Below are 16039 nucleotides of genomic sequence, written 5' to 3'. Positions count from 1 at the left end.
AGACCTTTTTTTTATAATATATGGGGGAAATATGTTCGCTTTCGCGAAAGCGTAAATATTATCTATTGCTTACCACTCGAGTCCCTTCGTTTTTCCAAGTGTTTACCTCTGCAACTCTAGAATCTCTATAGTTAACCTCCGTAAGCTTCTCTGATGACCAGAAAAACCAAGTACCTACTTTTTGTCCCTTATCGTATTGAGCTGTTGCTGTTTTGTTTCCATTACGATCAAAACTTGTCCATTCTCCTGTAATTTTACCATCCTTTGTAAAGTAACCCGTCTGACTTACCTCTCCTGTATCAAAATGAATTGTCGCTTCAATGACATCTCCATTTTCTACGTATGTGTTTTTTACAACATCATCTTGTGCCTGTACAGAAACTACCATTAAAAGTGCTGCCGCTATCATCATTATCTTTTTCATATTCTTCGCTTTTGAATTATTTACCCTGTAAAGATAACTTAAACTTTACCATTAATCAACAATAAGGTAACTTTTTATTTACATAAAATTTACATTAAATCTATATTTATCTCATTTTCAATGATTTATATAATTTATTTTAACAATTATAATTTACATACAGACAGATAGTTAGCATTAAAAAAGTCCATTTTATCATCACATTAGTAATAGTAATATTGTTCTTCACGCTATAAAACTTCTTATCTTTCGCACGACTTAACCTTTAGATAATACCTAGGGTTTTTAGATTTAAGATTTTTGCACTTTTAGCCTTTTCAGTACATTTTTATGGATAACATTTACATATTTATGATTGCCGCTCTTGCAATTCTTGCGATTGCAGATCTTGTAGTAGGAGTGAGTAATGATGCGGTAAACTTTTTAAACTCGGCTATAGGATCAAAAGCTGTCACGTTTAGAACAGTGATGATTGTTGCTAGTGTAGGTATTGCCTTTGGGGCTTTATCATCAAGTGGTATGATGGAAGTTGCTCGTAAGGGAATTTTTGACCCTAGCCAGTTTTACTTCAATGAGATAATGATCATATTTATGGCAGTAATGATTACAGACATCATACTGCTAGATATTTTTAATAGTTTAGGTATGCCTACCTCTACTACCGTATCTATTGTATTTGAACTTTTAGGTGCAGCCGTGGTGATGTCTATTATAAAAATTTCTAACAATAGTGACTCACTCTTACAACTAGGTGAATATATTAATACTGATAAGGCTACAGAGATCATTTTAGGTATTTTGCTCTCGGTATTTATTGCATTTTCTGTGGGAGCTATCATACAGCTCATCACGAGAGTACTCCTAACTTTTGATTTTCAAAAAAAGGCTTCTTGGGTTGCAGCTGTTTTTGGTGGTATTGCCGTGTCCGCAATTTCTTATTTCATCATCATAAAAGGGCTTAAAGGTGCAGATATACTTCCTCCTGCTTTTAGTAGCTGGGCAAATGAAAACCTTATACAGTTTTTAGGAGCTAACTTTATTGTGTGGACCATACTATCTTGGGTATCTCACGCAATTCTAAAACAAAACATTTATAGACTTGTAATTATATTAGGAACCTTTGCTCTTGCAATGGCATTTGCTGGTAATGACCTAGTAAACTTCATAGGTGTGCCTATGGCAGCTTATAACTCTTTTGGAGCGTGGTCTGGCTCTGGTATTTTACCAGAAGCTTTTAGTATGGAGCAACTCGCCGAAAAAGTACCCACACAACCTATACTCCTCCTCATTGCAGGACTTATTATGGTGTTAACACTTTGGTTTAGTAAAAAGGCAAGACGCGTAGTAAAAACCTCTGTAGATTTATCACGTCAAGACGAGGTAAAAGAACGCTTTAAACCTAACTGGGTTTCTCAAAATCTAGTACGCCTAGTTATCATCGCAAATACCGGGGTTAATAAAATATTACCTGCTCCTATTAGAAATAGAATAAACAAAAGCTTTACCCCTGTCTTGATGACAAGCACAAAGGCAATAGACGCTCCAGCTTTTGATATGGTGCGTGCAGCAGTAAATCTTGTTGTTGCGAGTGTACTTATCTCAATAGCTACGGGTCTTAAATTACCATTATCTACCACCTACGTTACGTTTATGGTTGCAATGGGAACTTCTCTTGCAGATCGTGCGTGGGGAGCAGAAAGCGCCGTATATCGTGTTGCGGGAGTACTTAATGTAATAGGAGGATGGTTCTTAACAGCATTTAGCGCATTTACAGCGGCTGGTATCTTTGCATACCTAATGTACTTAGGTGGCAACCTAGCTATAATAGGTCTTTTTATACTCGCCATAGCTATGCTCGTACGTAACTATATAGCAACAAAAAAGAGTAATAAGGAAGCGCAGATAGAAGAAGACTTACGTAAAGCAGAGAGTCACACCATCTCTGGAATTATAGAAGAAAGTGCAGACAATATTGCAAAAACAATCTTACGTACTAATAAGATTTACACAGGCACCCTTAAAGGCCTTGCAAAAAATAAAGTGAGCAGCCTTAAGAAAAGTAGAGGCACCGTAGAGAAGCTAAATGATGAGATAGATGAACTGCGCAACAACATCTTTTACTTTATAAAGAATCTTGAAGAAACCTCTGTACGTGGCTCTAACTTCTACATTGAGATATTAGGCTATCTAGAAGATATCACACAATCACTTGAGTACATCGCAAAGTCTAGTTACAAACACGTAAATAACAACCACAAGCCACTGCGCTTTACACAAATCAAAGACCTACAAGAGATAGATAACAAGCTAAGTGAGTTCTTACAAGAAACAGCCACTGCCTTTAATGATCGCAACTATATGCGCATCGAGGCACTTCTAGGTAAGAAGGATGAGCTTTATGGTCAGGTTACAGACAAAATTCAAAAGCAAGTAGAGCGCACTCGCTCTGAGGAGTCTTCTCCTAAGAATACCACTCTTTACTTTGGTTTACTACTAGAGACAAAAGACCTAATTGAGGAAATTCTAAATCTTCTTGATTTATATAATTCAGAGCATAAGAGATCTTAATCTCATAATTTAGTTTACAAAAAGCCCTATACATCGCGTATAGGGCTTTTTTTATATAGGAGACAAGTACGCTTTCGCGAAAGCGTAACAGCACTAAAAACGTTAATGATACGTCAAAACCGCTGTTAATAATACTTAACGCCAGGCTTAATAGACCTTTGTTCACGTAACTTAGTGATCTAACCAAAAAAATAGATTTATGTCAGATATAATAAAGGATAAAGAAGACCCAACTGAAGAGTATTTACTTCAAGATAATAAGAAAACACGTTTTGGAGCTACGTTTATAATTATCACATTAGTGATTCTTATAATCGCCGTAGCAGCGACCTATTTTGTATTAGGATTCTAAAATTAAAACTGTTTAAATAAAAAACGGCTCTCTATAAAATAGAGAGCCGTTTTTGGTTAGGTATGTTTGACGGTTTATGAACCGCACATTAAACAATCGTCATCACCTTCGGCAGCTTTTGCTTGTGCAATGATAGCCTTCATTTCTTCTGGCGTCATAGGGGCTGTGTTAGGCTGCTGCGCAGTAGTTTGCTCTTTAAGTTGTGCTTGCTGTGCTTCATAAGCAGGAGCAGGCTCTTCTAAGCTCATTTGCACTTGCATATCTGCAACGTTTTGCGCGTGTTGAGCGATAGCATCTACCTTAGATATCTCTGCTTGTGGAGCAGGTATAGGTGCTGGTGCTGGTGCTTGAGTTGCTGTAAGCGTTTGTGCAGCTCTTGCCGCTACTTGCTGTTTTGGCGCTGTAGGTGCAGTAACCGGAGCTTCTTTTTTCTTTGCAGAAAGTGTAAATTTCTTAGCATCTACCGCAGATTTTGTACGGAGGTAATACATACCTGTTTTTAATCCGCTTTGCCACGCATAGAAGTGCATAGAGGTAAGCTTTGCAAAGTTTGCCCCTTCCATAAATAAGTTAAGAGATTGTGACTGGTCAATAAAGTACCCTCTCTGGCGAGACATATCTATAATATCTTTCATAGACATTTCCCATACAGTTTTATACAGTTCTTTTAAGTCTGCAGGTATCACATCTATCCCTTGTATAGATCCATTTGCACGCATAATAGCTGCTTTAAGATCATCGTTCCAAAGGTTAAGTGCTACAAGGTCTTCTAGTAAGTGCTTGTTTACCACAATAAACTCTCCAGATAGCACACGACGTGTGTAAATATTAGAAGTATATGGTTCAAAAGCTTCGTTATTACCAAGTATTTGAGAAGTAGATGCTGTAGGCATAGGTGCTACAAGTAGCGAGTTACGCACACCGTGCTCCATTACTTCTTTACGAAGCGATGCCCAGTCCCAACGACCACTTAATTCCTCATCCTTTATATTCCATAAGTTATACTGGAACTCTCCTTGTGAGATAGGTGATCCTTCAAAACTTTGGTAAGGTCCTTCTACCTTAGCCATATCTTTAGAAGCTGTTACCGCTGCAAAATATAGTGTCTCAAAAATCTCTTGGTTAAGCTTTTTAGCCTCGTCACTTGTAAAAGGTAAACGCAGTTTTATAAAAGTATCTGCAAGCCCCTGCACGCCAAGTCCAATAGGACGGTGACGCATATTAGAATTTTCTGCCTCAATTACTGGGTAGTAGTTACGGTCTATCACCTTGTTAAGGTTCTTAGTAGCGCGTACTGTGATATTGTAAAGTTCTTGGTGATCAAAAGCACCGTTCTTTACAAACATAGGTAATGCTATAGATGCAAGGTTACATACTGCCACCTCGTCTTCTGAGGTATACTCAAGAATCTCTGTACATAAGTTTGAAGAACGTATGGTACCAAGATTTTTCTGGTTAGACTTACGGTTTGCAGCATCCTTGTAGAGCATATATGGCGTACCTGTCTCAATTTGAGACTCCATAATTTTCTCCCACAGTTCACGTGCTTTTATAGTCCTGCGACCTCTTTCTTCTTGTTCGTACTTTGTATAAAGCGCTTCAAACTCTTCTCCGTGTACATTAAAAAGATCTGGACATTCATTAGGACACATAAGTGTCCACTTTCCATCCTCTTGTACTCGTTTCATAAACAAGTCTGAGATCCACATTGCATAAAAAAGATCACGAGCTCTCATCTCCTCTGCTCCGTGGTTTTTCTTAAGATCTAAGAAGTCAAAAATATCTGCGTGCCAAGGCTCCATATAGATTGCAAAAGAACCTTTACGTTTTCCTCCACCTTGATCTACATAACGTGCCGTGTCGTTAAACACTTTGAGCATAGGCACAATACCGTTAGACGTACCATTAGTACCTCCTATATATGCCCCCTTTGCACGTATGTTGTGTATAGATAACCCTATACCTCCTGCGCTTTGAGAAATCTTTGCTGTTTGTTTAAGTGTATCATATATACCCTCTATACTATCATCCTTCATTGTAAGTAGGAAACAAGATGACATTTGAGGCTTAGGTGTACCTGAGTTAAATAATGTTGGTGTAGCGTGTGTAAAGTACTTTTTAGACATTAACATATATGTCTCCTTTGCTGCCTCTAGATCGTTAAGGTGAATCCCTATAGATACACGCATTAACATATGTTGAGGACGCTCTGCTATCTGACCGTTAATTTTAAGTAGGTATGAACGCTCAAGTGTTTTAAAACCAAAGTAATCATATCCAAAATCACGGTTATAGATAATAGTAGAGTCTAGCTCATCTTTGTTATCCATAATGACTTTATACACCTCGTCTGCTACCATAGGTGCTTTTTTACCAGTACGTGGGTTAACGTATTGATAAAGGTCTGTCATCACTTCAGAAAATGACTTCTTTGTGTTCTTATGTAGGTTTGATACAGAGATACGTGCTGCAAGCTTTGCATAATCTGGGTGACTGGTAGTCATAGATGCTGCAGTCTCTGCTGCAAGGTTATCCAGCTCACTTGTAGTAACACCATCATAAAGACCTTCGATAACGCGCATCGATATCTTTACTGGATCTACAAAATCACTCAGTTCATAACATAACTTTTTCACCCTTGCGGTGATTTTATCAAACATAACCGGTTCCTGACGGCCATCTCTTTTTACTACATACATACACTTAAAATATTGTGAGTTCTCATAAGTTTCCCCCTTTTGAGAATTCGGTTAGAATTAGGAAAGTCAATCTCTTTTGGAGAAAGTATCCATTGGTTATTGTTATTGCGATTACGTGTTGTTACGCTTTCGCGAAAGCGGAAAAGAAAACCTCTCCACTATATGTTTTTATCATAACGTCTTAGAAAGATGCGTCAAAGCTTATAGACTGACCACTACCGTCGTCATCTTTATCTTTCACAACCCCTGCTTTTTGATACTCTCCTACGCGCTTCTCAAAGAAGTTAGTTTTACCTTGAAGAGAAATCATATCCATAAAGTCAAATGGATTTGCCGTATTGTATACTTTCTCACAATCGAGCTCTGTAAGTAAACGGTCTGTCACATACTCAAGGTACTGTGTCATTAAGTTTGAATTCATCCCGATAAGACTTACCGGAAGTGACTCTGTAATAAACTCACGTTCTATATCTAGTGCGTTTACAATAATCTCTGTAATACGCTCTTTTGGCACTTTATTTACAAGGTGGTGATTGTGCAGGTGCACAGCAAAGTCACAGTGTACGCCCTCATCACGAGAGATAAGCTCGTTTGAGAATGTAAGCCCTGGCATAAGTCCTCTTTTCTTTAACCAGTATATAGAACAAAATGCTCCTGAGAAAAAGATTCCCTCTACAGCTGCAAATGCAATAAGACGTTCTGCAAAGCTTGGTGAGTCTATCCATTTAAGAGCCCAATCTGCTTTTTTCTTAATTGCAGGGAAGTTCTCAAGTGCGTTAAAAAGTTTGTCTTTCTCTACTTCGTCTTTTACGTAGGTATCGATAAGTAATGAGTAGGTTTCTGAGTGTATGTTTTCCATCATAATCTGGAAACCGTAGAAGAATTTTGCCTCAGAGTACTGTACTTCGTTTACAAAGTTTTCTGCAAGATTTTCATTTACAATCCCATCTGATGCGGCAAAAAATGCGAGAATATGCTTTATGAAATAACGCTCATCATCTGTAAGTTTTCCTTTCCAGTCTACGAGGTCTTGGTGAAGGTCTATCTCTTCTGCAGTCCAAAAACTAGCCTCAGACTTTTTATACCACTCCCAAATATCGTCGTGTTGTATTGGAAATATTACAAATCTATCTTTATTTTCTGCCAGAATTGGTTCTACGAAGCTCATACTTTTTCTTTTAACTATTAATCTTTTTCTTTCTACTTGGGACTAACAAATATCAAGAAAAAAGAGCCGGAGGATTCAGAATTAACAGTGTCGTTATTCACAAAGTTTTCAACACAGCCTAATTTTTACTTTTCATAAAAATTTCTAAAAATTAATACGTAAAATCTTGATATTTAGATAATTAAACTCTATAATAAATCTTATTAACAATTATAATTTTAACGGTTCAAAACTAGCCTAGCAAGGGGTTTTAGGCTTGCTTAGAGCTGTTTTTAATAACGTCTTAATAAGAATTTGTAGAACCCGTTTGTAGGTCTGACTAAAAAGAATCATGACAAAAAAAATTCCGTTCAAGAACGGAATTTTTAAAATTTTTTAAGGGTTATTTAATTAATAAAATGAGCAATGAAATCTCAAATTATACTTTGCCAGGCAGTCTTAATAAATCCTTTATTTAAGAAATGAAAGCAAGTGCAAGCAGTAGAATAACAATAATAATGATCGTAATTTTCATAAATAGGTAAGTGTTTATTGGGGTTGCTTATACTACAAATATCGTCTGTACTAACTTTTTCTACTAGGGTCAAAAGCCCCCTTTTTAAAATATGCTCTAAATCACAACTACCTAAAATACAAGGATTTGTGTTTATTTCGCTTTCGCGAAAGCGCAAAAAAAATCTCAAACCTATATAGTTTGAGATTTTTATATCAATAATTTGTTAGGCTATAACACCTTATATATTATCCTTTTAGACTAGCAGAAAGGTACTCACGATTCATACGTGCAATGTTCTCAAGAGAAATCCCTTTAGGACACTCTACCTCACAAGCTCCTGTGTTTGTACAGTTTCCAAATCCTTCTTCGTCCATTTGTTTTACCATATTAAGAACACGATCTGTAGCCTCTACTTGACCTTGTGGTAATAAAGCAAACTGGCTCACCTTTGCAGATACAAATAACATTGCACTGGCGTTTTTACAGCTTGCAACACACGCACCACAACCTATACAAGTTGCTGCAGCAAAAGCGTCGTCTGCATCTGCCTTTTCAATTGGAATTGAGTTTGCATCTTGTGTATTACCAGAAGTGTTTACAGAAATAAACCCTCCAGCGTGCTGTATACGATCAAAAGCCGAACGATCTACCATAAGATCTTTTATCACTGGGAATCCATCTGCTCTAAAAGGCTCTATTGTAATAGTCTCTCCATCTTTAAACTTACGCATATGCAATTGACACGTAGTTACAAGACGATCTGGCCCGTGTGCCTCACCATTAATAAACATAGAGCAAGACCCACAGATACCCTCACGACAGTCGTGATCAAATACTACCGGCTCTTCTCCCTCACTGATGAGCTTATTGTTAAGCACATCCATCATCTCTAAGAAAGACATATCTCCATCGATACCATCGATAGGGTATGTCACCATTTGTCCTTTAGCTTGTGCGCTTTTTTGACGCCAAATTTTTAACGTTAGTTTCATATATCTTTCTTATTTATAGCTTCTTTGTTTTACTTCAATATTCTCATAGTTGAGCTCTTCTTTATGCAATACTGCATCTTTCGGCGCTCCTTTATATTCCCAAGCAGATACGAATGTGAAGTTTTCATCATCACGTAGTGCTTCACCTTTTTGTGGTCCGTCTAGCTCTACAGATTCTTCTCTAAAGTGACCTCCACAAGACTCGTTACGAGTAAGTGCATCTTTTGCAAAAAGCTCTCCTAACTCTAAGAAGTCTGCCACACGCAGTGCTTTTGCAAGCTCTTCGTTAAACTCATTTTGAGTACCTGGCACTCTTACTTCTTTATAGAATTCATCACGTAATGCAGAGATTTCATCTATGGCGCTCTGTAGGTCTGTCGCATTACGCGACATTCCACATTTGTTCCACATAATCTTTCCAAGCTTTTTGTGGAAATAATCTACTGGTTTAGATCCTTCATTATTAATAAGCGCATCTACCTGCTTACGCACGTTTTGCTCTGCTTCTTCAAACTCTGGAGTTTCTGTTGAGATAGGTCCCGTACGTATATCGTGTGATAAGTAGTCACCTATTGTGTATGGTAATACAAAGTATCCATCTGCAAGACCTTGCATAAGTGCAGAAGCTCCTAAGCGGTTTGCACCGTGGTCTGAGAAGTTTGCTTCTCCTATCGCATATAACCCTTCTACAGTAGTCTGTAAGTTATAATCTACCCAAAGACCTCCCATTGTGTAATGTACCGCTGGGTAAATCATCATAGGCGTGTTGTATGGATCTTGATCTACAATCTTGTTGTACATCTGGAATAAGTTACCATACTTTGTTTTTACAACTTCTTGACCAAGTTTCTTTACAAGTGCTTTATCATTTGCATCAAGGTGTTGTACATAAGCTTGCTCTTTACCATAACGCTCTATTGCTGAAGCAAAGTCAAGATAAACAGCCTCTCCTGTTTTATTTACACCAAAGCCTGCATCACAACGCTCTTTTGCCGCTCTTGAGGCAACATCACGAGGTACAAGGTTACCAAATGCAGGGTAACGACGCTCTAGGTAGTAATCTCTATCTTCTTCCTTAAGATCTGTAGGCTTGAGACGCCCCTCGCGTATTGCGATTGCATCTTCTTTCTTTGCGGGCACCCATATACGACCATCATTACGTAGTGACTCAGACATAAGGGTAAGCTTAGACTGGTGATCACCAGATACTGGGATACACGTAGGGTGTATTTGAGTATAACAAGGATTTGCAAAGTAAGCACCACGTTTGTGAGCTTTCCAAGCAGCAGTTACGTTAGACCCCATCGCGTTAGTAGAAAGATAGAATACGTTACCGTATCCTCCAGTTCCTAATACAACGGCGTGCGCACTGTGACGTTCTATCTCACCTGTGATTAAGTTACGCGTTATAATACCACGTGCTTTTCCGTCTACTTTTACGACGTCTAGCATCTCGTGACGGTTATACATTTTAATCTTACCACGACCTATCTGACGGTTCATTGCAGAGTAAGCACCTAGTAATAATTGTTGTCCTGTCTGACCTTTTGCATAGAAAGTACGACTTACGAGCACACCACCAAAAGAACGGTTGTCTAATAGTCCACCATAGTCACGTGCAAAAGGAACTCCTTGTGCGACACACTGGTCAATAATATTTGCCGAAACCTCAGCAAGACGGTATACGTTAGACTCTCTAGAGCGGTAATCACCACCCTTTACCGTATCATAAAATAAACGGTATGTTGAGTCTCCATCTCCTTGATAGTTTTTTGCAGCGTTTATACCTCCTTGTGCAGCAATAGAGTGTGCACGACGAGGTGAATCTTGAAAACAAAAAGCTTTTACGTTATACCCAAGCTCTGCAAGCGTTGCTGCTGCAGATCCTCCGGCAAGACCCGTACCTACAACGATTACATCTATAAGACGCTTATTTGCAGGGTTTACAAGATTAATGTCATTTTTATGTTTTGTCCACTTATCAGCTAGTGGTCCTTGAGGTATTTTAGAATCTAATGCCATAGCTATATTTTTTAGTGAGGAATTTGGTTAAAGTGTAAGTATACAGCAATAAGTATAAAACCTACTGGTATTGCAACTGCCCAAACCTTTGCAAATTTTGAAAGTCCTTTTGAGTACGCATTATTAAACCCTACAGACTGAAAAGTAGAAGCAAACCCGTGCCATAAGTGTAGTGCTAGTAATACAAATGATATTACATAAAGTGCTACACGCACTGGGCTTTCAAACTTATGCACAGTCTCCGCATAATATCTTGTAGGATCTTCTGGAGCAAACTCAACATATTTATGAATCATCTCTGGAATCCAGAAATCATAAAAGTGAAGACCTAAAAATGCAAGAATCACCAGTCCTGATAAAATCATATTACGAGAAGTCCAAGGTGCTGCTTCTCCTCCTTTATAGTTTGCATACTTGATAGGACGCGCTTTTCTGTTTTGTATTTCAAGCACGAAGCCCATCACAAAGTGAAATACCACTCCAAAAATTAATACAGGCTGCAATGCAAACTGCACAAGTGGATTTGTACCCATAAAGTGGGACCAAGCATTAAACGTATCTGGATCAATTACAGCTGTACTGTTGATCACGAAGTGTTGTGTCAAAAAGATCACAAGAAAGAGTCCGGAAAGTGCCATTGCTACTTTACGCCCTATTGAAGATTTTAATAATCCGCTCATTTAGTTTTAGTTTGGAATAATCCCAACAAAAATACGGCGCAAACGTTGTTTTGGCAACCTTAGAGCGTTTGTATTCTCGCTATTTAGAATCATTATAAAAACCTTAACGTGGCTGTTCAAGATTTAACAACAACCTCTTACTTAAACTAATGTTTGATTAAACACTTTCAATATTTTTGAAAAAGACTTTTACCACATAAAAAGCCCATTAACTCTTGCGAGATAATGGGCTCTAAAAGTAATTTAAATATCCTGCTATTTAACTAACAGCGTGGTAGTTGCAGCTTCTGTATTACCTCCCCCACCGTCTAAAACAACAGTATATGTTCCTTTAGGGAGATAATATTTTCCGTTTTTAGTTTTCTTAATATTAAGAGAACTATCTGCTTTTTCAAGATGTTTTTTTCCTTTTTCAGTAATTGTAAGGTCATATGAGACTTGGTTAATCCCCGCTGCTGGATTTACCGCCATACGCCTTAACTCCTTTCCTTCTGTACTTTTTACGACTAACTCGTATTTACCTGCGTTGCTCGTGTAGTAACTTATAGGCGTAGATGGCTCAAAAGGATCAGACCAATTACTCCAGCTTGTTCCCCATCTTCCGCTATGCTCAACTTCGGCGATATCAAAAATCTCTGCCGTTTTATTAAGAGACACATTTTGAATAGCACTAAGATCTGTTCTGTAGATGCTTCTTCCGTGTGTACCTAGCAAGAGGTGGTTTGCTTTCTTTTGAATTTTCATATCGTGTACGGCTACCACTGGCAGTGGTGCTGTGCTGTCTCCAGATTCCGCTTTCGCGAAAGCGTGATAAGAATTACCACCATCTAGACTCACGTAAGCACCATTATCTGTACCTACATAAACGATATTATCCTTTACTGGGTCTTCTACAATAACATTTACCGGAGACATAGGGATGTTTGCCGAAATGTCTTTCCAAGTCTCCCCATAATTATCAGAAACATAGACGTAGGTTTTAAAATCATCCCATCTATAACCGTTAAGGGTTACGTATACACGCTCCTTTTTATGCTCACTTGCCACAATGCGAGATACCCATAAGTCTTTTGGCAATGTACCTGTAATATCTTTCCAGTCGCCACCACCATTAGTCGTTACACTTACCTTACCATCATCACTACCTGTATAAATAAGTCCAAACTCAAACGGAGATTCTGAAACTGTAGCGAGTGTACCGTAAGCGACGTTACCCGGCTTACCACCGTTAGTAAGATCTGGGCTTATGGCTACCCAATCATCACCTTGATTCATAGATCGCATTAACTTGTTACCACCCAGATATAAGATGTCTTGGTTATGACTACTTAATAAGATAGGCGTCTGCCAGTTAAAACGATAAGGCGTTTCTCCTAACTCGTGCTTGATATCAAATCTCTTGTTTTCACCCGTCTCACGGTTAATACGATAGTAGCTCCCAAACTGAAAACCTGTGTACACAATATTTGCATCTCTATTATCTACCTGTACCTGCATACCATCACCACCCATAATCATCTCCCAAGGGTACTGTCCTCTTTGCAGCCAAGATTTATCTTGCGCGGCATCGCTAGGTGCAACCCATACACCATTATCTTGAAGACCGCCGTACACGTTGTAAGGCTCTTGATTATCTACCTGTATGTAGTAAAATTGCCCTACAGAAGGGTCGTTTGCTTTTATCCAGTTTGCACCATCATCATAACTTATGTTTACACCACCGTCATTGCCATTTATAAGGTGCTTTTCATTTTTGGGGTTAATCCATAGTGCGTGATGATCTGAGTGCACATTTTCTGCACTTATGCTTGTAAAGGTTTTACCTCCATCTTTAGACTTTACAATAGGCACTCCGTAAATATAGATATCTTCCTTATCTGACGGATTTACATTAATCTCTCCAAAGTAATAGCCGTAACTATAGTAAAGAGCGTCTATGTAACCTTTATGTGTTTTTTTCCAGGTCTTCCCTCCATCATTAGATCTATATACCTCTGCCCCTACTACAGGTGTGTCAAAAAGCTGTGTGTTTGCCGTTTGTAAATAGGTTGCAATATCTGCAGGCACAGCATCACCTTGTCTCACAATAGACTTTACGTTTGCAGCTCTGTACTTTTCTTGAAAGCCGTTAGACTTCAAAAAGTTATCGAGTCGCTTGTTATCTAAGCTTAAAAACTGAGCAACACTCATTGTCTTAAAATCATCTTTGTATAAAGCATCAGATTTTTGTGGTCTTTTCTTACCCTCTTCTCTTCTAAACTGGCTATCGTGCACAGCATATACCGTATTTTTATCATACACTGCAAGACCTATACGACCTACTCCTTTACCAGCAGGAAAGCTATATAACTTTGTCCAGGTGTCACCAGCATCTGTACTCTTGTAAATACCAGAGCCACTACCAGAGCCTTCAAAATTCCACGCCTTTCTATCCTTCTCCCAAGAAGAAGCATACATAAGGTTAAAATCATTTGGATCATTATCTATATCAATAATACCAGAAGCATCATCTACATACAGGGTCTTTTTCCAGGTAAGGCCACCATCTGTAGTTTTATAAATTCCACGTTCTTCATTTTTTGAGTATAAGTGTCCTACAGCACCTACCACAACCTCATCTGGATTTTCTGGATTAATAAGGATGCGCCCTATATGGTGCGAGTCTGTAAGACCCATATTTTTCCAAGTCTTGCCGCCATCTGTAGATTTGAGAAGACCTATCCCTGCATAACTAGAGCGCGATGCATTGTTTTCTCCCGTACCTACCCAGATAGTATTACTAGGCCAGTGTACTGTTACTTCTCCTACGTTTTGTGTAGGAGCGTTATCCATCACTGGGGTAAATGTGGTCCCATTATTATTAGTATACCACAACCCTCCAGAGGCATAACCTACATAAAACTCTGATGGCATATCTGGATTAATAGCTAGATCTACCACACGGCCACTCATAATAGAAGGACCTATGTTTTCAAAAGGAATATTTTTTACAAGACTATTTTGAGCTGCTAGCATTTTTTCTTTAACAGCCTGCTCTTGTTGTTGCGTTGTAGATGCAGCTTGCTGTGAGTTTCCATTTGCAAGCGCAAAAAGCAGCGCTCCAGATGCTAGAAAGTAACGTATGTTCATTTGGTTTGGATTTTATAAGGCAATGAAAATACGCAAAGGACTTATTTTAAGAAAACTTTTGGATTTAGTTTAACAAGTAGAAGTCCTTTTTTAGGGTTATGAGTTGTTACGCTTTCGCGAAAGCGTACCCAAATTTGTATTTTTACATTCTAATCTAGAGTTACAATGAAATACGACCTTATAGACAACGCACTTTTTGTAAAAAATCGCAAGAACTTTATGGCACAAATGAAGCCAAATAGTCTAGCCGTTTTTAATAGTAATGATATTTACCCCGTGAGTGCAGATAGCACACTCCCTTTTGAGCAACACCGTGATATTTTTTATCTAAGTGGTGTAGACCAAGAAGAGTCTGTGCTTGTTATGTTTCCGGACTGTCCAAAAGAGAAGTATCGCGAGATTCTTTTTGTAAGAGAAACAAATGATCATATTGCTGTCTGGGAAGGTGAAAAACTTACCAAAGAAAAAGCCACAGCTACTTCTGGAGTTAAAACGGTACTCTGGCTGCAAGACCTAGAAAAAGTATTTGCAGAACTTATGACCTATGCAGAGACAGTATATGTAAATACTAATGAGCACTACAGAGCAAGTGTTGAGACAGAGACTCGTGAAGATCGCTTTACAAAATGGTGGAAAGCGAAGTACCCTGCTCACAGTGTAGCAAAGAGCAACCCTATCTTACAACGCCTGCGCTCTGTAAAAGATCAAATAGAGCTAGACCTTATGCAAAAGGCTTGTGATATTACTAATAAAGGTTTCCGTCGTGTGCTTGGATTTGTAAAACCTGGTGTATGGGAATATGAGATTGAGGCAGAATATATACACGAGTTTTTAAGAAATCGTTCTAAAAAGTTTGCCTACACACCAATTATTGCTTCTGGTAATAATGCAAACGTACTACACTACATAGAAAACAACCAGCAGTGTAAAGCTGGAGATCTTATCCTTATGGATGTAGGTGCAGAGTATGCAAATTACTCTAGTGATATGACACGCACCATACCTGTGAGTGGTCGTTTTACAGATAGACAAAAAGCCGTTTACAATGCTGTTTTAAAAGTAAAAGACGAGGCAACAAAACTCCTAGTACCAGGAACTTTATGGGAGCAATACCACGTAGAGGTAGGTAAGATTATGACTTCTGAGCTACTAGGCTTAGGACTACTAGACAAGGTAGATGTACAAAATGAAAACCCAGACTGGCCAGCATACAAGAAGTACTTTATGCACGGTACTTCTCACCACATAGGTCTTGACACCCACGACTATGGTTTACTACACGAACCTATGCAGGCAAATCAAGTCTTTACCGTAGAGCCAGGAATTTACATTCCAGATGAAGGTTTTGGGATTAGACTAGAGGATGATGTGGTTATCCAAGAGTCTGGCGAGCCTTTTAATCTTATGCGTGATATCCCTATCACAGTTCAAGAAATAGAAGATTTAATGAATAACTAGACACGCTAGTAACATCATATAAAAAGCCCATCATTTATAAAAATGATGGGC

The 16039-nt window shown here is 38.5% G+C and carries 10 protein-coding genes; 3 read left to right on the top strand and 7 right to left on the bottom strand.

What is annotated here, in order from left to right:
* Positions 1-58: 58 nt before the first annotated feature.
* Positions 59-424: a toxin-antitoxin system YwqK family antitoxin gene (locus tag ACFO5T_RS09005; protein WP_038598995.1), complete on the bottom strand. Its 366-nt coding sequence runs from the start codon at positions 422-424 to the stop codon at positions 59-61.
* Positions 425-754: 330 nt separating this feature from the next.
* Between ACFO5T_RS09005 and ACFO5T_RS09000 the strand changes: the two genes are divergently transcribed.
* Complete coding sequence (locus ACFO5T_RS09000) at positions 755-2992, top strand: inorganic phosphate transporter (RefSeq protein WP_380033725.1); 2238 nt, start codon at positions 755-757, stop codon at positions 2990-2992.
* A 199-nt stretch (positions 2993-3191) separates the two neighbouring features.
* Positions 3192-3344, top strand: a complete 153-nt coding sequence (locus ACFO5T_RS08995; protein WP_169741093.1) for a hypothetical protein — start codon at positions 3192-3194, stop codon at positions 3342-3344.
* A 74-nt stretch (positions 3345-3418) separates the two neighbouring features.
* On the opposite strand, the gene ACFO5T_RS08990 is transcribed toward ACFO5T_RS08995, so the two are convergent.
* From ACFO5T_RS08990 to ACFO5T_RS08965, 6 genes are all read right to left on the bottom strand, one after another.
* Complete coding sequence (locus ACFO5T_RS08990; RefSeq protein ID WP_038598989.1) at positions 3419-6043, bottom strand: ribonucleoside-diphosphate reductase subunit alpha; 2625 nt, start codon at positions 6041-6043, stop codon at positions 3419-3421.
* A 181-nt stretch (positions 6044-6224) separates the two neighbouring features.
* A complete protein-coding gene (locus tag ACFO5T_RS08985) occupies positions 6225-7211 on the bottom strand; it encodes a ribonucleotide-diphosphate reductase subunit beta (protein ID WP_038598987.1) in 987 nt (328 codons plus the stop codon).
* Positions 7212-7952: 741 nt separating this feature from the next.
* Entirely contained in the window at positions 7953-8699 is a 747-nt protein-coding gene (locus tag ACFO5T_RS08980; protein WP_035327089.1) for a succinate dehydrogenase/fumarate reductase iron-sulfur subunit, read from the bottom strand.
* A gap of 9 nt (positions 8700-8708) precedes the next feature.
* The gene (locus ACFO5T_RS08975; protein WP_380033721.1) at positions 8709-10721 is read right to left on the bottom strand and encodes a fumarate reductase/succinate dehydrogenase flavoprotein subunit; all 2013 of its coding nucleotides are present in this window, start codon (positions 10719-10721) and stop codon (positions 8709-8711) included.
* Between the two features lie 11 nt (positions 10722-10732).
* Positions 10733-11401, bottom strand: a complete 669-nt coding sequence (locus ACFO5T_RS08970) for a succinate dehydrogenase cytochrome b subunit (protein WP_035327085.1) — start codon at positions 11399-11401, stop codon at positions 10733-10735.
* A gap of 255 nt (positions 11402-11656) precedes the next feature.
* A complete protein-coding gene (locus ACFO5T_RS08965; RefSeq protein ID WP_380033719.1) occupies positions 11657-14530 on the bottom strand; it encodes a WD40/YVTN/BNR-like repeat-containing protein in 2874 nt (957 codons plus the stop codon).
* Positions 14531-14695: 165 nt separating this feature from the next.
* Between ACFO5T_RS08965 and ACFO5T_RS08960 the strand changes: the two genes are divergently transcribed.
* A complete protein-coding gene (locus ACFO5T_RS08960) occupies positions 14696-15988 on the top strand; it encodes an aminopeptidase P family protein (RefSeq protein ID WP_375252038.1) in 1293 nt (430 codons plus the stop codon).
* Positions 15989-16039: the final 51 nt, after the last annotated feature.

It is taken from the genome of Dokdonia genika (genome assembly GCF_042652845.1).
Lineage (GTDB): Bacteria > Bacteroidota > Bacteroidia > Flavobacteriales > Flavobacteriaceae > Dokdonia > Dokdonia donghaensis.
The sequence above is the reverse complement of the archived record's forward strand: the minus strand, read 5'-3'. Positions and strand labels throughout refer to the sequence as shown.